The following is a 21,177-nucleotide window of genomic DNA, read 5'->3' as shown; positions in this document are numbered from 1 at the left end:
GGGGCGCGGGCGGCGCGCGGCGGCCGGCCGCGCGAGACCGCCCCGGCTCATACCCTCTCGGGCGAGGGGGACGGCTCCTCGCCGCGGACCAGGTCCGCGTAGGTCTCGCGCCGGCGCGCGAGGAGCGCCTGGTCGCCGTCCACGAGCACCTCGGCCGCCCGCGGGCGCGCGTTGTAGTTCGAGGACATCGAGAAGCCGTAGGCGCCGGCGGAGCGGACGGCGAGGAGGTCGCCCGGTACGGGCTCCGGCATGCGGCGCTTCCGGGCGAGGAAGTCGGAGGACTCGCAGATCGGCCCCACGACGTCGGCCACGACCTCCCGCTCGCCCTCCCTCGGAGGGCCGACGGGCTCGATGTCGTGGTGGGCGTCGTAGATGGCGGGCCGGACGAGGTCGTTCATCGCCGCGTCCACCACCACGAACGTCTTCCGGCCGCTCCGCTTCACGTGCAGCACGCGCGTGACGAGCACGCCAGCGTTGCCCACCAGCACGCGGCCCGGCTCGAGGAGCACCTCGCCCTTCCAGCGGGCGAGCGCCTTGCGGATGGCCGCGCCGTACTCGTCGGGGTGCGGCGGGTCCTCGTCCTTGTAGCGGATGCCGAGCCCGCCCCCCACGTCGAGGTGGGCGAGCGGGATGCCCTGCTTCTCGAGCTCGCGCGCGAGCGACAGCACGCGGTCGATGGCGTCGAGGAACGGCTTCACGGTGGTGATCTGCGAGCCGATGTGCGAGGCGATCCCCATGACGTGGAGCGCCTCGTCCTTGGCGGCGAGCGGGTAGAGCCGCCGCGCCTCGTCCACCGAGACGCCGAACTTGTTCTCGCGCAGCCCGGTCGAGATGTAGGGGTGCGTCTTCGGGTCCACGTCGGGGTTCACCCGCAGCGCGATGGGGGCGCGCACGCCCATGCGGCGGGCCACGATCGAGATGCGCGCGAGCTCGCCGGCGCTCTCCACGTTGAGGACGCGCACCCCCGACTCCAGCGCGAAGGCGATCTCGTCGTCGCGCTTGCCGACGCCGCTGAACACCACCTTGCGCGGGTCGCCGCCGGCCTTGAGGACGCGGTAGAGCTCGCCCGCCGAGACGATGTCGAACCCGGAGCCGAGCTTCGCGAAGCGCGCGAGCAGCGCGAGGTTCGCGTTCGCCTTCACCGCGTAGCAGACGACGTGGCGGATCCCGGCGAGCGAGCGGTGCAGCACCTTCCAGTGCCGGGTGAGGGTCGCCGTGGAGTAGACGTACAGCGGCGTGCCGTACCGCTCGGCGAGCCGCTCGAGCGGGATCGCCTCCGCGTGCAGGACGCCCTTCTTGCGCTGGAAGTGGTTCATGGGCAGGGAGTCGACGCGGACGGGGTCGAGGTCGGGGTCGCGGACGCGGTCGCGGACGGGGTCGAGGTCGGGGTCGCGGTCGGGGTCGCGGTCGGGGTCGCGGTCGGGGTCGGGGTCGCGGTCGGGGTCGCGGGCGGGGTCGCGGGCGGGGTCGCGGGCGGGGTCGCGGGCGGGGTCGCGGGCGGGGACGGGGTCGAGGTATCGCCGCGCTCCGGCTCCGGCGGCCGCGGCGGCGCCTTCACTCCGCACGCTGCGAGGAGGCAGCCCGCGGCGAGGGCGGCGAGGCGGCTCACCGCCGCTCCTTCGCGAGCGCCTTCTCCCAGCGCGCGAGCTGGCGCGCCACCTGCCTCGGCCCGGGGGCGCCGGTGAGCTCGCGGCGGGCGAGGCTCTTCCGCGCGTCGAAGCAGCGGAGCACGTCCTTCTGGAACGCCGGGTGGAAGCGGCGCCACTCGTCCGCGGTGAGCTTCGCGAGCGGCCGCCCCTCGGCGGACGAGAACGCCGCCGCCTTGCCGACCGCCTCGTGGGCCTCGCGGAACGGCACGCCGCGCTCGACCAGGTACTCGGCCGCGTCGGTGGCGAGCGCCTCGCCGGAGCCGAGCGCCTCCTCCATCCGGTCGGCGTGGAACGTGGCGGTCTCGATCGCGCCGCCGACGGCGTCGGCGGTGAGCACGAGCGCGTCGGGGCCGCCGATGAGGGGCCGCTTGTCCTCCTGCATGTCCCGGTTGTACGAGAGCGGCAGGCTCTTCACGATCGCGAGCAGCGCCACGAGATCGCCGATGGCGCGCCCGGCGCGGCCGCGCGCGAGCTCGCCCACGTCCGGGTTCTTCTTCTGCGGCATGAGCGACGAGCCGGTGGCGAAGGCGTCGGCGAGCGTCATGAAGCCGAACTCCTTCGTGGTCCAGAGCACGATCTCCTCGCCGACGCGGGAGAGGTGCACCGCCGCGAGCGCGCAGGCGAAGAGGAGCTCGATGGCGCTGTCGCGGTCCGAGACGGCGTCGAGCGAGTTCTGCGTGACGCCCGCGAGCCCGAGCGCCTTTGCGGTGGCCTCGCGGTCGAGCGGCAGCGTCGTCCCCGCGAGCGCCCCCGAGCCGAGGGGCGACACCGCCGCGCGGCGCCGCACGTCAGCGAGCCGGTCGCGGTCGCGCGCGAACGCCTCCACGTGCGCGAGGAGGTGGTGCGCGAGCGAGACGGGCTGCGCGCGCTGCAGGTGGGTGTAGCCGGGCAGGATCGTCTTCTCGTGCTCGCGCGCGCGGGCGACGAGCGCGCGCTGCAGGCGCCCCAGGGCGGCGTCGCAGCGCTCGCAGGCGGCGACGATGAAGAGCCGCTCGTCGAGCGCGACCTGATCGTTCCGGCTGCGGCCCGCGTGGAGGTAGCCGGCGTCCGCGCCGACGAGCTCCCCGAGCCGCCGCTCGACGTGGGTGTGCACGTCCTCGAGGGCGGGATCGAGGCGGATCTTGCCGGCCGCGAACTCCGCGCGGACCTGGTCGAGCGCGGCCACGATCCGGCGCGCCGACGCCTTCGGCACGATGCCCTGCTCCGCGAGCATGGTCACGTGGGCCTGGCTGCCGCGGATGTCCTCCGCGTACAGCGCGCCGTCGTCCTGGATCGAGACGGAGAGCGCGACGAGGCGCGGGTCGGCCTCGCCCGCGAGCGCGGCGCGGGACACCGGTTTCGACTTCGTCTTGGCACTCATCGGGGGCGGCGACGCTAGCACACCCGCACTTCCCCCGGAATCCCCGAGGCTTCTGCTGGCTCACACCCCTGGACGGCGCGAGCATGCGCCGAACGGTTTCGGACCCAGACCCCGAGGAGACCGCCCCGATGGCGAGCGAGATGGTCGTCACCCTCCCAGGCAACAAGAAGATCGACACCCAGATCGGCAAGCACGTGATCCGCACGGATCAGCCCGCGTCGGCCGGCGGCGAGGACAGCGCCCCTTCGCCCTTCGGCCTGTTCCTCGCGGCGATCGGCACCTGCGCCGGCATCTACGTCGCCGGCTTCTGCCAGAAGCGCGAGCTGCCCACGGAGGGCATCCGCATCCGGCAGCGCAACCACTTCGATCCGGAGACCGGCGTGCTCGCGCGCGTCGAGCTCGACATCGAGGTCCCCCCGAGCTTTCCCGAGAAGTACCGGGAGGCGCTCGTCCGCGTCGCGGATCAGTGCGCCGTGAAGAAGGCGATCCAGGCCCAGCCGCGCTTCGAGGTCCAGACCGTCGTGGCCGGGTAGCACGCCGCCCCGCCGCCGCACGTGGAAACGCCCGGCCGCCGAGGAGGCTGGCCGGGCGTTCGTGCCTCGGGGCGTGCCCGCCTAGAACTTGGCGACGAGCCCGACGGCGAGCATCTGCGGACGGGAGAGGTCCCCCGGGCCGAAGGCGTCGAAGGGCTGCAGGATGCCGTACTGCGCGTAGGCCTGGAAGCCGGCGCCCGAGGTGTACGTGAACGTCCCGTCGAGCTCGAGGCCCAGCGGGCGCGAGCCGGTGCCCGGCCCGATCGCGCTGGGGGTGGACTCGCTGTTGATCGCCTGCGAATAGACGAGCTGCCCGTCGAAGGCCAGGCCCGGGAAGATGTCCCAGCGGATCTTGGGCTTCAGGTACCAGGCGTCGGTCACCTGGCCGAGGATGCGGCTGAAGAGGATGAGGTCGACCCGGTACGCGGGGTTGAAGCGGAAGTTGCGGATGCTCTGGTCGGTCGCGCCGCCGTCCGGGTCGAACTGCGGCCCCTCGAGCACGCCGTAGGCGAAGTCCGGGTTGGCTCGGCTCGGCACGTTGCCGAAGCCGGGCGCGTCGTCCCCGCTCGCCACGCCGAGCTCGCCTCCGAGCGTGACCTTGTTCGGGATCGCCTTGTACTCGGTGAGGAGGGCGCCGCCCCACTGGCGCAGATCGACCGACGTCACGCCGGTGACGGCGTAGGAGGGGGCGGGACCGACCGTGAACACCTGGCCGACCTCGCCGTAGACCCCGACCGCCTCCGCCTCCACGCGCCAGCGCGAGGTGAGCACCCGCGCCCACAGATCGAGAACGTGGGCGGACGTGTCGCGGTTGCCCAGCGCGACGGCGGAGGGGGGATCGAGGTCGGCGCCGTAGCCCTCCGCGAGCCACGCCGGGACGACGTCGTCCTGCGAGCGGTAGCTGTAGTACGCGCCGAAGTTGAACGAGGACTCGTTCCGCTCGAGCTTGCGCCGGATCTCGTCGTCGGTGTCCACCCGCGCCGCCTTCAGCGACCAGGTGCGAGCGTCGTCGGACGACTCCGCGTCGAACGGCTGGCCGATGCCGGTGCCGAAGCGCGGATCCGCGCGCAGCGCCCCCTCGGCCTCGAAGTCGAGGATGGGGACGAGCGTCAGGGCGCCGATGGGCGTCTGGACCGGGGGGAGCGCGAACTGGATGCGGTCCACCGTGTCGCCGTAGTCGTCGTCCACTCCGCCGCCCGCGTGCGTGAGGACGCCGAGCCCCCACTCCGACGGCATCCGCCCGAAGCTCAGCAGCCCCACCGGCGTCTGCACCTCGCCCCAGACCCGCTTCGGCAGGACGGGATCGCGGTCGGCGGTGGGGTCGCCCGGGTAGAGCTGCCGGGTCGAGCCGTAGAACGGCACCGCGTACGGGCTCGCCGGGTCGTCGAAGAGCCGGCTCGCCGACGAGCCGAGCACGTAGTTGTCGAGGACGTCGATCTGCGCCCGCACGCGGACGAGCTCGGACACGTTCATCGTCGGCTCGAGCCGGAGGCGCATGTTCGCCGTGGCGATCGTCGCGCGCCCGGCGGAGGCGCCCGTCAGCGGGTCGGGGTTCTTGAGCGGGACGGGAAAGATGTAGTGGCCGGTCGCGTCCGCCCGGCGGCCGAGATCGAAGTCGTCGAAGAGGTGGCCGCGCACGCGGTAGTAGCCGTCGAGCTCGAGGAACTCGAGCTTGGGGCCCTCGGCCACCGCGCCCATGAACTCCGCCGCCGCCTGGGCGCCCTGGATCTCCGCGCGCACCTCGTCGCGGAGCTCCTCCTTGAGCCGCGCGACCTCGCGCTCGATCGCGGCGCGGGTCTCGGGGGGCAGCTCCGCGGCCGGCACGGCGGCGTCCTTCGACTCCTCCGCCTTCTTGGCGTCCTGCGCGCGCGCGGCGCCGGCGATGAGGAGGAAAGCCGCGAGCGCGGCGAGGAGACGGGACATGCGGTGACCCCTTGCAGGAGGCGAAGTCGAAACGCGGTGATACAACACGCGTTCCCGCGGACGGTCAACCCCGATCACGGAGCGCGCCGCGGGTGCGCGGGGAGCCCCGCGCCGCTCGGAGCGGCGAGGCGCACGAGACCGGAGCCGAGGCGGGCTACCGCAGCGACGCGCGCCGAGGCGTACTGCTTCCGTACGCCGCAGGCGCAAGGAGCGAGGACGCCCGCCGCAGGCCCGGGATCGTGCGCCGATTAGTAGCCGCCGCCCTGCTTCAGCTCGACCAGGACGCCGCGGCTCCCCTTGGGATGGACGAAGGCGACCTTCGACCCGCCGGCGCCCGGGCGCGGCTTCTCGTCGAGCAGCGGGGCCCCCTGCGCGCGGAGCGCCGCCATCGCCTGCTCGATGTCCGGCACCTCGAGGCAGACGTGGTGCAGCCCCTCGCCGCGCTTCTCGATCGCCTTCGCCATCGGGCTGTCCGGCCCGCTCGGCGAGACGAGCTCGATGCGGCCGGCGCCGTGGCCGAAGATCGCGACGCGCACCTTCTCGGTCGGGACCTCCTCCACCTCGGCGAGCTCGAGGCCGTAGACGTCCCGGTAGAGCCGGATGGCGGCGTCGAGGTCGGCGACGAGGATGGCGACGTGGTCGAGCCCGTTCATGCGGCCTCCGTCCCTCGAGTCGCGAGCCCGCGGCAGGGGCACGGCGCCCGGGATGGGCGCCCTCTCGCGCGAGGGGCCGGGATGATAGCGCATCGCCGCGGCGGGTCACCTCCCGGCCTTCACCTCCACCCCGAGGACCTTCAGCGCGCCGAGGAGCCCGACCGTGTCCACCTGCGTCCCCACCCCGAGGGCCACGTGGGTCGCATCCGCCACCGGCTGCCCGAAGGTCGGATCCATCGCGATCCACTCGCCGGCGCTCCGCACCTCCGCCCAGGCGTGCCAGTAGAGCGCGTCCTGCCCGTCCTCGTAGCGCGCGTACACGAGCCCGTGCACCGGGCGCGCGGGGATGCCGAGCGCGCGCGCCAGGGCCACGAGCAGCACGGTGTGCTCCGTGCAATCCCCGCGGCCGGCGGCGAGCACCTCGCTCGCGCGGTCGTGGCTCGCCCCGTACGCCTTCTCCAGCCGGCGGTACACGTCGTCGGCGAGCAGCTGGGCCGCGGCGTACGCGCCCGGGGCGTCGCCCGCGATCTTCTTCGCGAGCGCGGCGATCGCCGCGGAGTCGGCGTCCGCCTGAGGCGTCGCGGCCAGGTCGTCGGCGCTCGCGCCCTTCCTGGCCAGGGCGAGCGGCGTGTCCCTGGCGGGGTCGGCCGCGAGCGGGCGGCGCGCCGTCACGCTGAGCACGGTCTCGCCGGAGCGGCCGCGGGCGAAGCGCTGACGCGCGTCGCCCTTCTGGAACGAGGGCGGAAGCCCCGCCAGCCGGAAGGTGATGGTGGTGGGCACGGTGCGGGGGAGCGGGCGCGGGACCGCGACGCGCGCGAGCGCGAACAGATCCACCTGCTCGAGGCTGCGGGCGACGTCCTCGGGCTCGGGCCGGGCGACGATGGCCTCGCCGAGCCGGATCTCCACGATCCGGCCGTCGTCCGCCACGCGGTACTCCGCGGCGAGCCGGTCGCCCGCCTCGGACTCGGCGACCACCGACACCTGCTCCTGGACGCCCCCGCCCGCGATCGTCTCGCGCCTCAGGAAGACGTCCTGCATCTCCTTCACCCGCAGCTTCTCGAGATCGAGCTGCCGGCCGCGCACCGCGCCGCGGCGGGCCGCGGCGAGCCGGACGCCGTCCGCGAGCTCCGCCGTCTCCGTGACGCCCTCGACGGTGCGCTCCTGCCGCCCCGCGGCCGTCTCCTCGACGAGCTTGCACACCGCGCGCGCGCAGGTGCCCGACACGGTGCGGTCGCCCCCGTCGCCCGCCCACACCGAGCGCACCGCCAGGAGCGGGCCCTGGTGGCGGGCCTCGTAGACGCGCTCCTCCTCCGCCCTGCGCTCCACGGTCTTGCCGCCGACGGTCGCGCGCACGAGCGTCTCGCTGCGGCCGACGAGCACGTCGCGGCCGTCGCGCAGCTCGCGGGAGAGCTGGACCTTCGTGAAGCCCGCCTTCTTGCCGACGAGGTACAGGCCGAACCACTCCGGCCCGGGCGGGCGCGGGACGCTGAGCGCGTCGGGCAGGGCCGCGGCGCCCGCGGCGAGCTCGCCGCGCGGGGGGCGCGGCGGCTTCGCCTGGCCCCCGCGCTGCTCGGGGCAGGCGGTGACGGAGAGGGCGAGCGCGGCGAGGACGCCGGTGGCGAGGCGATGCGATCTCATGGGGCGGTTCCTTCCTCGGACAGGGGCGTTCTACCAAAAACTCGCCTCGGGGACCCGGCGTGCCACCATCCGCGGCATGGGCGTCATCTGGACCGTTCTCGTGGCCGTGGCGGTGGTCGCCGCCGCGGTGAACGGACGGATGGCCGCGCTCACCCCCGCCGCGATGGAGTCGGCCGGCAAGGCGGTCACCCTCTCGATCGGGCTCGCCGGCGCCATGGCGCTCTGGCTGGGGCTGATGCGCGTCGCGGAGGAGGCCGGCCTCGTGCGGGCGCTCGCGCGCGCGGCGCGACCCGTCATGCGCCGGCTGTTCCCCGAGGTGCCGCCGGAGCACCCGGCCATGGGCGCCATGCTCATGAACCTGTCGGCGAACCTGCTCGGGCTCGGCAACGCCGTGACGCCCTTCGGCGTGAAGGCGATGCAGGCGCTCGAGACCCTGAACCCGCGGCCGGGCACCGCCTCGAACGCGCAGGCGCTCTTCTGCGCCATGAACACCGCCTCCGTGCAGCTCGTGCCGGCGAGCGTCATCGCGCTCCGCGCCGCCGCCGGCTCGCGCGCGCCCGCCGAGATCCTGGGGGCGACGATCCTCGCCTCGGTGTGCGGGGCGACCGCGGCGATCCTGACGGCGAAGCTCCTCGCCCGCGCCACGCCCGAGGCCGCGCCGGCGGAGGGCGAGCCGTGCTGATGGCGCCACCCCTCTGCGTCGAGCGTTGCGAGGCACACGATGCCGTCCCTCGACTTCGCGCCCTGGGCGCTACGCTCGGGATGAACGGGCCAGAGCGGGGCACACGACCACCGAGCAGCGCAGGCGTGCCTGGAAGGCACGTCGAGCAGCGCAGGGAGGAGTCCGCCCCCCGCAGGCAGGCAGCGTGCGCCGCAGCAGCTCGATGCGAGGGGGTGTCGCCATGAAGACCGCCCTCGACGCGCTCTCGATCTGGGCGATCCCGCTGCTCCTCGCGGGCGTCCCCGCGGTGGCGCTCGCCCGCGGCGTGAAGGTTTACCCCGCCTTCGTGGACGGCGCGAAGCAGGGGTTCGAGACCGCCGTGCGGATCATCCCCTCGCTCGTCGCGATCCTCGTCGCGCTCGGGATGCTGCGCGCCTCCGGGGCGATGGACTCCTTCGCCGCGCTCCTCGCCCCCTTGTCCGAGGCCGCCGGCGTCCCGGCGAGCGTGGTCCCCCTCGTCCTCGTGCGGCCGCTCTCCGGCGGCGGCGCCCTGGGCGTCGTCGCGGACGTGCTCCGCGCCGAGGGCCCGGACGGCTACGCCGGCCGGCTCGTGTCGGTGATGGCCGGCTCGACCGAGACCACCTTCTACGTGCTCGCGGTCTACTTCGGGGCGATCGGCGTATCTCGCTACCGCCACGCCCTCCCCGCCGCGCTCCTCGCCGACCTCGCCGGGTTCGCGGCGGCGGTGGTCGCGGTGCGGCTCGTGTTCGGAGCGGGCTAGGGCGGACCAGTCTAGGCTCTGCGCTGCTCGACGTGTCTTCAGCGACTTCGCTCCGGGTGACCGCGGTCGCGGTCGCGGTCGGGGTCGCGGTCGCGGTCGCGGTCGGGGTCGGGGTCGCGGTCGGGGTCGCGGTCGGGGTCGCGGTCGCGGTCGCGGTCGCGGTCGCGGTCGGGGTCGGGGTCGCGGTCGGGGTCGCGGTCGCGGTCGGGGTCGCGGTCGCGGTCGCGGTCGCGGTCGCGGTCGCGGTCGCGGTCGGGGTCGGGGTCGGGGCCTCTCGATTCATCACATCCCACGGCGACAGCACGCGCATTCGGGCAGGTCGTGTGCCGTCGCCCGTACGCCGACGGGGCTCGGGCATCGAGGGGAGAAGCGCTCGGTTCCGGGCGCGCCTCGCGCGTCACTCGGGCGGGTCTTCGTCGCCGTCGACGCGAGGACTGGGGAGCGGGCGGAGCAGGTCCGAGGAAGGTCGCGCAACTGTCTAGCGGCATTCACTTATAGTTCCTGCTATCTCCAGCGACAGCTCTTGCGAGCCACGCGAGTCCCAGGTGCGGTGGGTGAACGTTGCGCTCTTGACGAGGTTCGAGGCGAAACGGGCTCCGACGTCCGCGGCACGTCGAGAGCACGCTCCTCGCGAGCGCAGGCAGGGCACGGTTTGCGCGTCCGGCGCGCCGCGTGGACGGCGAAGGGGCGAGGCCATCCGCTGCGCCATCGAGAAGCACGGCAAGCGCAAGGGCGCGGTCCTCCCGCAGCGGCAGCGGAAGGCGGACCGGGACCCACGGCCCTCTGCCGAGCCCGCCGCGCCCACGAGCACGATCCCGGCGATAGTGCGGCGCGAGGTCTGGAAGCGCGACGGCGGACGCTGCGCGTGGGTCGCTCCGGATGGGCGGCGCTGCAATAGCCGCTGGCAGCTGGAGCTCGACCACATCCAGCCGCAGGCCCTGGGCGGACCCTCGACGGTCGAGAACCTCCGGGTCGCCTGCAAGTCCCACAACATGTTGCACGCCGAACAGACCTACGGGCGCGAGCACATGGATCGCTTCCGGCGTGAGAGCGTCTCCGAGCGGACGGGGCATGCCGGCACCGCCCCAGCTGCCATTCAGCAGGGCTTGTACGCAACGTGACCGCGGACGGCGGAACGGGAGCTAAGCCGACCGCAGCGCGGCGCGGCGACGCGGCGGACGCGCGGCGACGCCGCCTCTCCGGCCCCTCGTAGCCGGCTTCCCTGGCTCGTAGTGCTCCCTCGCGCCTGCCCACCGCGGTCGCGCGGTCGGCACCTCGTCCCGAGTCCAGGACGAGCCGATGTGATGAATGACAAGGTCGCGGTCGGGGGTCGAGGTCGGGGTCGGGGTCGGGGTCGAGGTCGAGGTCGGGCTCGCGGTCGGGGTCGCGATCGCGGTCCCGCCTCAGCGCGCGCCCGGGACGGCCGGCGCTGCGCGCGGCACCCAGCGGGTGGCGAGCCGCGCGAGCTCCTTCTCGTCCTCCTCGCGCACGATGGCGTGGGCGAAGGCGCCTTCGCCGGTGGAGGCGAGGCGGGACAGGATGGCGCTGCCGTAGTGCGCCTCGGCGAGGAAGTGCACCTCCACCGACGCGAGCCGCTGGCCGCGGAACACCTCGCGCGGCACGACCTCCTGCGCCCAGGTCGGGTAGCTCGTGTTCGTCACGTGCATGTTCACGTCGATGTCGCCGTAGCGCACGTGGAAGCGCTTCTGGAACTCCCAGCTCCGGAGCTCCGGCAGCTTCCCGGGCGCGAGCGGCAGGATGGGCGGCAAGAGCTCGCGCTGGAAGCGCGGGTCGAGCACCTCCGCGGGCTTCACGGGCCGGCGACTCTCGAGGTCGAGCACGAACCACTGCGTCGTCGCGCGCGCCACCTCGGTGCCGTCGGCGCGCCGCACCACGAAGTCGCGCAGGGCGGCGAGCCGGTCGATCCCCGCGGGCCAGGTCTCGATCTCCAGCCGGTCGCCGAGGACGATGGGGACGGGGTTCTCGATCCGCTGCCGCGCGAGGACCCAGGTGAGCCCGCGCGGCATGAGCACCTCGAGCCCCACGCCGAGCGCGGCGGCGTGCTGCCCCGCCACCTCCTGCAGGTAGCCCGAGAGGGCGGCGATCGCCACCGTGCCGAAGGCGTCCACCTCGTACGTGTGAACGCCGAACGTCTGCCTGTGCTTTTCCATGGGCTCGCTACAAGGTAGCGCCGAACCGGACCGAGGCGAGAATCGCCTCGATGCGGCCGGGGTCCTCCGGCTCCGGGTCGGCCTTCGAGACCTGCACGTTGACGCAGACGTCCTCCCGCCAGAGGAAGAGGTGCGCGTGCTGCTGGCGGATGCTCCGGCCGCGGAGCTCGTCGAGGACGTACGCGGCGCGCGCCGCGCCGTCGGCCTCGGCCAGCGCCAGCTCCTTCAGCTCGGGCGCGCTCCTGCGGATCCGCTCGAGGGTCCTCTCCCGGCACGCCCGGGCGTCGGCGGCCCCCTGCGCGTCGCGCAGCGTCACCGACGCGACGAGGCCGAGCGCCGGGTGCTGCCCGAGGACGAGCACGCCCTCGCCGCCCTCGGCCGGGCGGGGGGCGAACATCTCGAAGCCGGGCAGGTCCACCAGCACGGCGAACGAGCGGCCGGGGTACGCCACCGAGAGCGGCTCGGTCTCGGCGTCCGGGTCGGGCGTGAAGCGCATCGGCCCGTCGTCCGCCGGCGCACCTCGCTCCGCGGGCGTCGCCTTCAGCTGGCGCGCGCTGCGGACGAGCTCGAGCACCGCCTCGCGCTGCGGTCCTGGCCCGTTGTCGAGCAGGGTGAAGGCGAGGATCATGTCGCCCACGGCGGCGGCGCCCTGCAGCAGGTGGCGCCACTCGCCCTCGCCCGGCTCCTTGCCGGCGAGCGCCCTGTCGGTCGCCTCGAACCAGTAGCCGTGCACGCCCGCCTCGCCGCGCAGCTCCTGCAGCGCGATCTCCTTCTCGGCGCTGGTGGCGAGGGCCTTGCGGCGCGCGAGCTCCGCGAGGAGCTGGGCGGTGTCACCCTGGGCGTCGGCGCCGAGCTCGTCCGGCGCGGCGGGCGCCTCGGGCGCGGCACCCCCTGGCGAACGCGGGTTCCAGAAGGGCGTGAGCAGCACGATGAAGGGCGGTCGCTCCGGCTCGCGCGGCTGGAGCCGGACCGTGAGGGGCATCGGCTCCTCGCCCTCGCCGGTGGTCGCCTTCCAGCTCTGGGGGACCGTCACCTCGAACGCGCCGTGTCCCGGCAGCTCGAAGCGCTGCCGCGCCGGCGCGGGCTCCGCCCCTCCCCGCCGGCCGGCGCAGGCCCCCAGCGCGAGCGACGCCACGAGCGCGAGGGCCAGGGCGAGCGGAACGCAGAGCGCAGGGCGCGCGGGCGCCCCTGCCCGGGTCGCGCGGCGAGGCGTCGTCATGAACCCTCCCTCGGCCCTTCTAGCGCTTCCCCGACCCGTGCGCGAGCGACGGCGCCCGGCCGACCCGCGTGGACGCGGCGCTCGCCCGCGCGAGCCGGCGCGTTCATGATGCCCGGGTGAAGCGGACCGCCGCCGCCGCGCTGCGAAACCGCGAGGCGATCGCCTCGGCGCTCCGCCGCATCCTCCCCGCGCGCGGCCTCGTGCTGGAGCTCGGCAGCGGCACGGGCGAGCACGCGGTCCACCTCGCCCGGGCGTTCCCCGCGCTCGAGTGGCAGCCGTCCGATCCGGACCTCGAGGCGCGCGCCAGCATCCGCGCCTGGTCCGCCGAGGCGGGGCTCGCGAACCTGCTCGCGCCGCTCGCCTACGACGTCCGCCTCCCGGCGTGGCAGGCGCGCCCGGCCGACGCCGTCCTGTGCGTGAACGTGCTCCACGTCGCGCCGCCCGAGTGCGCGGAGGCGCTCGCGCGCGGGGCCGCCCGCGTCCTCCCGCCGGGCGGACCGCTCGTCGTCTACGGGCCGTTCCGCAGGCGCGGCGCGCCGCTCGAGGGCCGGCTGGCGCGCCTCGATGCCCAGCTCCGCGCGCACGACCCCGCGCTCGGCGTGCGCGAGCTGGAGGGGCTCGCGGAGCTCGCCGCGCGCTACGGCCTCGCGCTCGGCGAGGTGGTGGCGATGCCCGAGGAGGGGGACCTCCTGCTCGTGTGCCGGCGCGCGTGAGGCTGCATGCCCGAGATCACCTGAACCGCGCGTTGTGCCCGAGCAGCTCGGCCCGCGCCGCGTCGAGCGCGCGGAGGTCGAGCCAGCCGCTCTCCACGAAGTACTCGCCGATTCGTCGCTGGAGCCGCCCCTGCCGGCCGACGGCCGCGAGGAGCTGCAGCCGCGTGAGGAAGCCGCGGCGCAGCGCGTACTCGCCGAACCGCTCCGCGGTCGCGGCGTCGGCCCGGCGGCGGGCCAGGATGGCGCCGACGTCCTCCCGTGCGAGGAAGCCGAGGTCCACGGCGATGCGGCCGAGCGGAGGGCGCTGCGCGCGCTGCCACGCGATCGCCGCGACGAACGCGGACCAGGGGACGCGCCCCGAGTAGTAGAGGAACTCGGCGAGCCGCAGGCGGCGCCGCGGCAGGCCGCCGTGGCGCGCGGACGCGACGGGCGGTGGCGGGGCGGCTCGGGGCGCGGCGCGCGGCGGCTGGGAAGGCCGGACGGGGGCTCGCGCGGTAGCGGAGCCACGCCGCGGAGCCACCCGCGCCGGGGTCGCGGCCGCGAGCGCGGACAGGAGCCGGTACGCGTCGGCGACCCTCCCGAACTCGCGCGCGAGCTCCGCCTCGGTCCGGCCGAGCGCGCGCGCCCTGTCCGGATGCGTCTCCAGCGCCCGGCGCCGGTACGCGTCGCGCAGCGCCGGGCGCCAGGTCGACGATTCCGGGGCGAACGACGCCCCGAAGAGCACGCGGCCTGCGCGCACCAGCTGCTCGACCGTGATCTCCGCCGTCTTGGTCACGCGATATCGCCCTTTGGGATGGGTAGCCTCCGCCCGCGTCGCCGGCCAGTTTTCGGCCGGGGCGCCAGGCCACCGGCCGGTCGGGAAGCCTCGCGCGCCGGCGCGGGTTCCACTCGCGTGCAGGCGCGCGGCAGCTGCGCCGCCAGCGGAAGCGTCCTCCGACTACCGGGCGGGCGCCCGACATGGGATAAGGCGACGGATGATCCGGAAGATCGTGCAGATCGACGAGGCCCGCTGCGACGGTTGCGGGCAGTGCATCCCTTCCTGCGCCGAGGGCGCCATCGCGCTCGTGAACGGGAAGGCGCGCCTCTCGGCGGACGTGCTCTGCGACGGCCTGGGCGCCTGCCTGGGCGAGTGCCCGCAGGGCGCGATCACCGTGATCGAGCGCGAGGCGGCGGACTTCGACGAGGCGGCGGTGAAGGCGCACCTCGCTCGCGCTCGCGCTCCCGCGCAGGAGCCCGCCCCGCCCGCGCTCGCGGCCGTCGCGCCGCCCGCGCCCGCGCGCCCGCGGCTCTCCATCGTCTCGGACCCCGCTCCCTCGGCGGGCGGAGGTTGCCCCGGCTCGCGCCCGCGGACGCTCACGCCCCGGCCCGCCGGTCCCCAGCGCGTCGCCGCAGGGATGGCCTCGGCGCAGAGCCGGCTCGGGCAGTGGCCGGTCCAGCTGCACCTCGTCCCGGTGACCGCCTCCTACTTCCAGGGCGCGGACCTGCTCGTCGCGGCGGACTGCGTGCCCTTCGCCTACGCCGGGTTCCACGACGAGCTCCTCGCCGGACGGGCCATCGTGGTGGGGTGCCCGAAGCTCGACGACAACGACTTCTACGCCGAGAAGCTCACGGCGATCCTCACGCAGTCCGACGTGCGGAGCGTCACGGTCGCGCGCATGGAGGTCCCCTGCTGCGGCGGGATCGCCATGGCCGCGCGCCACGCGGTCGCGGCGAGCGGGAAGAAGCTGCCGCTGACGGACGTGGTGGTGGGGGTGGACGGCGCGGTGAGATAGGCCGCGTTCGCCGCAGGCACTCTCCGGGCGAGCTGCTCATCCCGACGATCGCGGCGGCGGCGCTCGGCACGGCCCGGCCGGGACGCACCCGAGGTGTGAACGCCATCCTCTCGAGGCGCTGGCCGAGGCTTCCCGTCTGGTAGTGTCCGCGGTCGTGCGGGTCGCGGTCGTGATTCCGACGTACGAGGAGGCCGGTTCCATCGGTCTCGCCCTCGGCCGCTCCGCCTCCCCGCGCTCCTGCGCGTGGAACCCGCACGTGCGCCCCGCACCGCGGCGCTCGTCGCCTCGTGGGAGCTCCCGCGCGGCGACGGCGCGGCGCGCGCCATGAGGCTCGGGGAACGCGAGCCCGCGGATCGCCTGGTCCGCCCGTGGTCGCTCTGGGCCGCCGGGGCGGCGATCCTCGCCTCGCTCGTCGCCCTGGCGGCGCGGGACCCGGGGCGGGGGACGCCGGCGTTCTTCGTCCTCGTGGGCTTCGCGAGCGCGGGCTATCTGCTCGCCATGATGGCGCTCGCGCGGGGCCGGCATCCCTCTCCGCGCGCGCTCGTCGCGCTGGCGCTCCTCGCCTTCGGGTGGCGCCTCCCGCTCCTGCTCGCGCCGACCCACCCCGACGCCGACATGACCCGGTACGTGTGGGACGCGCGCACGGTGCGCGCGGGGCTCTCCCCGTACGCGGTGCTCCCGGCCGACCCGTCCGTCGCCCACCTCCGCACGGCGGAGAGCTGGCCGGTGAACAACCCCGACGTGCCGAGCCCGTACGCTCCGGCGGCGCAGCTCTTCTTCCTCCTCGCGACCACGCCGGGCGAGACGGCCCTCGCCGTGAAGACGGCCCTCGTCGCGTGCGAGGCGCTCCTCGCGCTCGCGCTCTGGCGCTGGCTCCTCGCCGTCGGCGCCGGCCCGGCCTGGATCCTCGCCTACCTGTGGAACCCGCTCGTCGCGTTCGAGATCGCGCGCGAGGGCCACGTGGACGCGCTCGGGGCGCTCCTCGTCGCGCTCGCGGCCCTCGCCCTCGCGCGGCGGCGCACGCTCGCCGGCAGCGTCGCGTTCGTCCTCGCGCTCGCGGTGAAGCCCTTGCCGGTCGTCCTCGCGCCGCTCCTCTGGCGCAGGGTCTCGCTGCGGGACGCGGCGGTGGGCCTCTCCGTGCTCGCGGCGCTGTACCTGCCGTTCTGGCTCGGCGGCGATCCCGCGCTCGGCTCGGTGCCCGCGATCGTGCAGCGCTTCCGCTTCAACGGCCCGGTCTTCCAGGCGGCCGCCGCGGCGTCGACGCCCGCGATCGCGGGAGCGCTGGCGGTCGGCGCGGGGCTCGCGGTGGCGGCCTGGGCGCGGGCGCGGCTCCCCGCGACGTCGCCCGCCGCGTGGGCCTGGCCGCTCGGCGCGGCGCTCCTCTGCGCACCCCTCGTCTACCCCTGGTATCTCGTCTGGCTCACGCCGTTCCTGGTCGCGCGCGCCACGCTGCCGCTCCTCGTCTGGACCCTCTCCATCCAGGCGACGGACGTGGTGTGGCATCGCCCTCCTGGCGCGCCGTGGGCCGTGCCGCGATGGGCGCTCGTCGTCGAGTACGGCGCGCTCGCGGCCGCCGCCGCCTGGGCGTGGTGGAGTGCGCGTCGCGAGGTCGCCGCCCGCGAGCCCACCGGGGCCGCTCGCGACGGGACCTGACCAAGAATCCCCTGCACGCGCCCGCGCCGGGCGCCATCCTCGCCTCGTGCAGGCCCGCATCCTCCGCTTCGCCCTCGAGGACCTCCGCGCGCGCTACGCCGGGGCGTCGGCCGAGGGGCTCGACCCTCGCACCGACACCGCGCCCTTCCGTGCCTTCCGGGCGGCGCTCCTCGAGCTCGCCGCGCGGGCGGCCACGGCGCCGGCGGAGCTGTCGATGTGGTGGGACGGCACGTACAACGGCTACTCCCTCGCCGTCGCCATCGTTCCCCTCGACGCGCTCGCGGGCCTCGATCCCACCTCCGCCTGCCCGCCCGACGACGAGCGGGTCGCGGTCCCGCGCGCCGATCGGTATCCTCTCGCGCACGTCGAGCCGGGGCGCGCCGTCGTGGCGCGCGACGCGGACGGCGCAAGCTTCGAGGCTCCGTTCGGCGCGCCCGCAGGTCACTTCGGCGCGCCCGGCATGAGGAGGGTTGCATGAAGGCGGTCCTGTTCGACGGCAAGGGCGGTCCCGAGATCGTGCGCTTCGCCGAGACCTCCGATCCCGCGCCGGCGCGCGGCGAGGTGCTCGTCCGCGTGCGCGCGGCGGCGCTGAACCGCGCGGATCTGCTGCAGCGCCGCGGCCTCTATCCGCCGCCGCCCGGCACGCGCGAGGACATCCCCGGCCTCGAGCTCGCGGGCGAGGTGGCCGCGGTCGGGGCGGGCGTCACCGCCTGGAAGGCGGGCGACCGCGTGATGGCCATCGCCTCCGGCGAGGCACAGGCGGAGCTCGCGGTGGCCCACGAGCGGATGCTCGTGCGGATCCCCGACGCGCTCTCCTCCGAGGACGCGGCCGCCATCCCGGAGGCGTGCGTCACCTCGCACGACGCGCTCTTCACGCTGGGCGGGCTGCGTCCCGGCTGGCCGGTCCTCGTCCACGCCATCGGCTCGGGCGTCTCCACCGCCGCGCTCCAGATCGCGAAGGCGGCGGGCGCGACGGTGATCGGCACCTCTCGCACCGCCGACAAGCTCGAGCGGGCGCGCGCGCTCGGGCTCGATCACGGGATCCTGGTCGCGAAGGACGAGCCGAGGTTCGCGGAGGAGGTCCGGCGCCTCACCGGCAAGCGGGGCTGCCCGCTCGTGCTCGACTTCGTGGGCGCACCCTACGCGGCGGAGAACCTCGCCGCGCTCGCCTCCGGCGGGCGCGTCGTGGTGATCGGGACCATGGGCGGCCCGAAGGCGCAGCTCGATCTGGGGCTCCTCATGCGGGCCCGCGGCGCCATCGTCGGCACGGTGCTGCGCCCGCGGCCGCTCGAGGAGAAGATCGCCGCGACCCAGGCGTTCGCGCGCGACGTCCTCCCGCTCGTCGCGGCGGGCGCGGTGAAGCCGGTCGTGGACCTGGTGCTGCCCGCCGAGCGCGCCCGCGAGGCGCACGAGCGCATGGAGCGGAACGAGAGCTTCGGCAAGCTCGTCCTGACCTTCTGAGCGGACCGGGCGTTGGCGCGTCTCCGCGCCACGTTGCCGCGCGCGCGCGCCGCGCCCACCGTAGGTCACCATGTGGCGACCCGAGAGGCCCTTCCGCCCGCGAGCGGCCTTCGTGGCCTTCGCCTTCGCCGTCGTCGCCGCGCTGGGCGCGTGCGGCGGCGAGGACACGGCGGGCGCGGAGGCGCCGGCGGAGGCGCTCCCGCGGAACACCTGGACGTGGATCGACGTGCCGGGGACCGCCTGCGGCGACGGCTCGCAGACCGGCATCGCCGTGAACCGGGGCGACGGGGACGAGGTCCTCCTCTTCCTGGACGGCGGGGGGGCGTGCTGGGACGCGCTCACCTGCTTCACCCTGGGGCTCGCCAAGCCCGGACCGTTCGGAAGCGCCGAGTTCGCCGCCCGGGCGGCTGACGTCCCGGGCACGGTCCTGGACCGCGCGGCGCCCGGCAACCCCTTCGCGCGCTACACGCTCGTGTTCGTGCCGTACTGCACGGGCGACGTCCACGCGGGCGACGAGATCCAGGGCTACCCGGGCGCGCCGCGCCGCTGGCACCACAAGGGCCGCGTGAACGTGGCCCGCGCGATCGACTGGCTCGACGCGAACCTGGGGGCGCCGCCGAAGGTGGTCGTGAGCGGCGCGTCCGCCGGCGGCTTCGGCGCGCTGATCACGTTCGACGCCGTGCGCCGCCGCTGGCCGCAGGCCCGCGGCTACCTCGTGGACGACTCCGGGCCGCCGCTCGTCCGCGACGACCTCTCGCCGGCGGTGCGCGCGGCGTGGTTCGTGAGCTGGCGCCTCGACGAGGTGCTCCTTCCGCTCTGCGGCACCGCCTGCCTCGAGGATCTCTCGGCGGTCTTCCCGGTCCTGTCGGGCAAGTACCCGCAGGACCGGCTCTCCCTGCTCTCCTCGACCCGCGACTCCGTCATCCGCAGCTTCGTCCTCCTCGAGCCCGCGCGCTTCGAGGACGCCCTCCTGCGGCTCACGACGGCGGTCATCGCGCCGCTCCCGAACGCGCGCACGTTCCTCGTCCCCGGCTCGAGCCACACCCTCCTCGGCGCGCCCGCTTCCTTCACCGCCGGCGGCGTGAGGCTCGACGAGTGGCTGCGCCAGCAGGTGGAGGACGACCCCGCGTGGAGCTCGGTCGGGCCGTGAGGCGACCCGCCGCGCCGCGCGCCGGGACCTCGCGCCCGGCGCTCCGCGGTGAGGGCGGAGCAGCGCGGCGGCGCTCGGCCTGAAGCTCGCCCGGCAGCCAGCCCGCTCCTCCCCGGGCGCCTCGGAGCACCGGGGCTCTGCCGCGGGGGCGCCAGACGTTCGAGCGGGCGCCGGCACGACGGGCGAGCGGGCGGATTCGCGTACCGCCTCCTTCCAACCGGGCACGCGCCTTCGGGCGCGTCACTGCGCACCGTGAGGTCCGGCCGCGCACGAGGCGGCGGCGGCGCCCTCCACCGGGCGCGCCTGGGGGTCACCGCCCGCCCCTGCCCGATGGCTCCTCGCGGCGGAAGGAACGCTCGTTGTCCGATTCGATCCTGACGCGGGCCCGCCCGCTGCTCGTCGCCCGCCTCGCCGGCGCCGTCCTGACCCTGGCCGTGCCGATGGTGCTCGCGCGCGTGCTCCTGCCGGAGTCCTACGGCACGTTCAAGCAGGCCTGGCTCCTCATGAACACGCTCGCGCTCGTGCTGCCGATGGGCATGACGATGAGCCTCTACTACTTCGTGCCGCGCGAGCCGGCCGACCGCGACGCGCACGTCGCGCAGGCGCTGTGGTTCCACCTCGTGCTCGGCGCCTTCGCGGCCGCGCTCGTGCTCGCCGGGGCGCCGCTCGTCGACCGGCAGTTCCACAACCCGGAGCTGACGCGCGCCGTGCCGTGGATCGCGGCCTTCACGGCGCTCCAGATCGCGGGCGCCCCGCTCGACATCGCGTGGAACGCCTCCGGCCGGATCGGCGCGGCGGCGGTGGCCCGGCTCGTCACCGAGGTGGTGCGCGGGGCGGCCATCCTGGCGGGCGCGCTGCTGGGGGGCTCGGTCGAGGCGGTCTTCGCGGGCATCACCGTGGCGCACCTGCTCCGCGCCGCGTGGACCTTCGTGACGCTGGCGCGGGCGCACGGCCTGCGGTTCTCGGCGAGCGCCCTCCGCCGTCAGGCCGCCTACGCCCTGCCGTTCGGCGCGGCCTTCCTGCTCATCGTCCCCCAGCAGCAGTTCCACCAGTACGCCGTGGCGGCCGCGGTCTCGGCCGCGGCGTTCGCCGTCTACAGCGTCGGCACCTTCCAGCTGCCGGTGGTGGACATCCTCTACACGCCCGTCTCCGAGCTGCTCCAGATCGGCCTCGCGGAGGTGGAAGGCGCTGGCCGGCCCGCGCGAGCGGGGCTGCCGCTGTTCCACGAGGCCGTGCTCCAGCTCGCGTTCGCCTTCCTGCCGCTCGTGGGGCTCCTCGGCGTCGTCGCGCCCGCGCTCATCGAGCTCTTCTTCTCGGCGCGCTACCTCGACGCGGTCCCGATCTTCAGGATCGGCATCCTCTCCGTGGCGCTCGCCGCGCTCCCGCTCGACGGCGTGATGCGCGCGCGCGCCCAGAACCGCTACATGCTCGCGCTGTCCGTGGCGAAGCTCGGGGCCACCGTCCCGCTGGTGCTCGGCGGGCTGCGGGTGGCCGGGCCGATCGGCGCGCTCGCGGGCTGGACCTTTGCGGAGGCCGTCGCGCGGGTGGTGATGCTCCACCGGGCGGCGCGGCTGTTCGAGGTGCCGCTCTCCCGCGTGCTGCCCATGCGGTCGCTCGCTCGTCAGCTCGCCGCGACCGCCTTCGCGATGGCGCCGGCCTGGGTGACGATGCGCGCCCTCCACGCGGCGCCGCCGGCGGTGCGCCTCGCCGCCGCGTGCGGGGCCTTCGCGCTCGCGTACCTCGGGCTGTCCTGGGCGCGCGGCTGGCTGCCGGCCGGCTGGCTCTCGCTCTTCTCGACGCGGCGCGCTCGCACGGCCGTGGCTCCGTCGGAGTCATGACC

Annotated in this window: 19 protein-coding genes and 1 pseudogene; 11 read left to right on the top strand and 9 right to left on the bottom strand. The window is 75.4% G+C overall.

Going from position 1 to position 21,177, the window contains the following annotated elements:
* Positions 1–47: 47 nt before the first annotated feature.
* Together lysA and argH are read right to left on the bottom strand one after the other, a co-directional pair.
* Entirely contained in the window at positions 48–1,316 is a 1,269-nt protein-coding gene (lysA, locus tag ANAE109_RS01795; protein WP_011984674.1) for a diaminopimelate decarboxylase, read from the bottom strand.
* A gap of 289 nt (positions 1,317–1,605) precedes the next feature.
* Positions 1,606–3,009 (bottom strand): argininosuccinate lyase, encoded by a 1,404-nt coding sequence (argH, locus tag ANAE109_RS01790; protein WP_041448053.1) that lies wholly within the window; start codon positions 3,007–3,009, stop codon positions 1,606–1,608.
* A 128-nt stretch (positions 3,010–3,137) separates the two neighbouring features.
* On the opposite strand from argH, the gene ANAE109_RS01785 reads away from it, so the two are divergent.
* Positions 3,138–3,542 carry an OsmC family protein gene (locus tag ANAE109_RS01785; protein WP_011984672.1) on the top strand — a complete coding sequence of 135 codons (405 nt, stop codon included), beginning with the start codon at positions 3,138–3,140 and terminating at the stop codon, positions 3,540–3,542.
* An 81-nt stretch (positions 3,543–3,623) separates the two neighbouring features.
* Here ANAE109_RS01785 and ANAE109_RS01780 read toward each other — a convergent pair whose 3' ends face one another.
* From ANAE109_RS01780 to ANAE109_RS01770, 3 genes are all read right to left on the bottom strand, one after another.
* Positions 3,624–5,465 (bottom strand): TIGR04551 family protein, encoded by a 1,842-nt coding sequence (locus tag ANAE109_RS01780; protein WP_011984671.1) that lies wholly within the window; start codon positions 5,463–5,465, stop codon positions 3,624–3,626.
* 248 nt (positions 5,466–5,713) lie between these two features.
* A complete protein-coding gene (gene mce / locus ANAE109_RS01775; RefSeq protein ID WP_011984670.1) occupies positions 5,714–6,118 on the bottom strand; it encodes a methylmalonyl-CoA epimerase in 405 nt (134 codons plus the stop codon).
* A gap of 105 nt (positions 6,119–6,223) precedes the next feature.
* Complete coding sequence (locus tag ANAE109_RS01770) at positions 6,224–7,756, bottom strand: transglutaminase-like domain-containing protein (protein WP_011984669.1); 1,533 nt, start codon at positions 7,754–7,756, stop codon at positions 6,224–6,226.
* Between the two features lie 76 nt (positions 7,757–7,832).
* On the opposite strand from ANAE109_RS01770, the gene ANAE109_RS01765 reads away from it, so the two are divergent.
* Together ANAE109_RS01765 and ANAE109_RS01760 are read left to right on the top strand one after the other, a co-directional pair.
* Positions 7,833–8,438: a nucleoside recognition domain-containing protein gene (locus ANAE109_RS01765; protein WP_011984668.1), complete on the top strand. Its 606-nt coding sequence runs from the start codon at positions 7,833–7,835 to the stop codon at positions 8,436–8,438.
* A gap of 220 nt (positions 8,439–8,658) precedes the next feature.
* Entirely contained in the window at positions 8,659–9,198 is a 540-nt protein-coding gene (locus tag ANAE109_RS01760; protein WP_011984667.1) for a spore maturation protein, read from the top strand.
* A 38-nt stretch (positions 9,199–9,236) separates the two neighbouring features.
* Here ANAE109_RS01760 and ANAE109_RS24515 read toward each other — a convergent pair whose 3' ends face one another.
* Positions 9,237–9,491: a hypothetical protein gene (locus ANAE109_RS24515; RefSeq protein ID WP_041448052.1), complete on the bottom strand. Its 255-nt coding sequence runs from the start codon at positions 9,489–9,491 to the stop codon at positions 9,237–9,239.
* Positions 9,492–9,887: 396 nt separating this feature from the next.
* On the opposite strand from ANAE109_RS24515, the pseudogene ANAE109_RS01750 reads away from it, so the two are divergent.
* Positions 9,888–10,319 (top strand): annotated as a pseudogene (locus tag ANAE109_RS01750) (HNH endonuclease); the annotation flags it as partial.
* Between the two features lie 282 nt (positions 10,320–10,601).
* Here ANAE109_RS01750 and ANAE109_RS01745 read toward each other — a convergent pair.
* Positions 10,602–11,369 carry an acyl-[acyl-carrier-protein] thioesterase gene (locus tag ANAE109_RS01745; protein WP_011984664.1) on the bottom strand — a complete coding sequence of 256 codons (768 nt, stop codon included), beginning with the start codon at positions 11,367–11,369 and terminating at the stop codon, positions 10,602–10,604.
* Positions 11,370–11,376: 7 nt separating this feature from the next.
* Positions 11,377–12,588 carry a hypothetical protein gene (locus ANAE109_RS01740; RefSeq protein ID WP_011984663.1) on the bottom strand — a complete coding sequence of 404 codons (1,212 nt, stop codon included), beginning with the start codon at positions 12,586–12,588 and terminating at the stop codon, positions 11,377–11,379.
* Between the two features lie 116 nt (positions 12,589–12,704).
* Between ANAE109_RS01740 and ANAE109_RS01735 the strand changes: the two genes are divergently transcribed.
* On the top strand, positions 12,705–13,301 hold the full coding sequence (locus ANAE109_RS01735) for a DUF938 domain-containing protein (RefSeq protein WP_041448050.1): 597 nt from the start codon (positions 12,705–12,707) through the stop codon (positions 13,299–13,301).
* Between the two features lie 16 nt (positions 13,302–13,317).
* Here the strand turns inward: ANAE109_RS01735 and ANAE109_RS01730 are convergent, their stop codons facing one another.
* Positions 13,318–14,076, bottom strand: a complete 759-nt coding sequence (locus tag ANAE109_RS01730; RefSeq protein WP_011984661.1) for a J domain-containing protein — start codon at positions 14,074–14,076, stop codon at positions 13,318–13,320.
* Positions 14,077–14,275: 199 nt separating this feature from the next.
* Here ANAE109_RS01730 and ANAE109_RS01725 point away from each other — a divergent pair, with 199 nt between their 5' ends.
* From ANAE109_RS01725 to ANAE109_RS01700, 6 genes are all read left to right on the top strand, one after another.
* Entirely contained in the window at positions 14,276–15,073 is a 798-nt protein-coding gene (locus ANAE109_RS01725; protein WP_011984660.1) for an ATP-binding protein, read from the top strand.
* 243 nt (positions 15,074–15,316) lie between these two features.
* Complete coding sequence (locus tag ANAE109_RS23170; protein ID WP_049768500.1) at positions 15,317–16,726, top strand: hypothetical protein; 1,410 nt, start codon at positions 15,317–15,319, stop codon at positions 16,724–16,726.
* Positions 16,727–16,772: 46 nt separating this feature from the next.
* A complete protein-coding gene (locus ANAE109_RS01715) occupies positions 16,773–17,204 on the top strand; it encodes a hypothetical protein (RefSeq protein WP_011984658.1) in 432 nt (143 codons plus the stop codon).
* Positions 17,201–18,187 (top strand): NAD(P)H-quinone oxidoreductase, encoded by a 987-nt coding sequence (locus ANAE109_RS01710; RefSeq protein WP_011984657.1) that lies wholly within the window; start codon positions 17,201–17,203, stop codon positions 18,185–18,187. Before ANAE109_RS01715 ends, ANAE109_RS01710 begins: the two co-directional genes overlap by 4 nt.
* A gap of 70 nt (positions 18,188–18,257) precedes the next feature.
* The gene (locus ANAE109_RS01705; RefSeq protein ID WP_011984656.1) at positions 18,258–19,337 is read left to right on the top strand and encodes a pectin acetylesterase-family hydrolase; all 1,080 of its coding nucleotides are present in this window, start codon (positions 18,258–18,260) and stop codon (positions 19,335–19,337) included.
* A 359-nt stretch (positions 19,338–19,696) separates the two neighbouring features.
* On the top strand, positions 19,697–21,175 hold the full coding sequence (locus tag ANAE109_RS01700) for a lipopolysaccharide biosynthesis protein (protein WP_011984655.1): 1,479 nt from the start codon (positions 19,697–19,699) through the stop codon (positions 21,173–21,175).
* Positions 21,176–21,177 lie beyond the last annotated feature (2 nt).

The sequence above is a fragment of the Anaeromyxobacter sp. Fw109-5 genome (assembly GCF_000017505.1).
Taxonomy (GTDB): domain Bacteria; phylum Myxococcota; class Myxococcia; order Myxococcales; family Anaeromyxobacteraceae; genus Anaeromyxobacter.
This window is presented reverse-complemented; position numbering and strand designations above follow the sequence as displayed.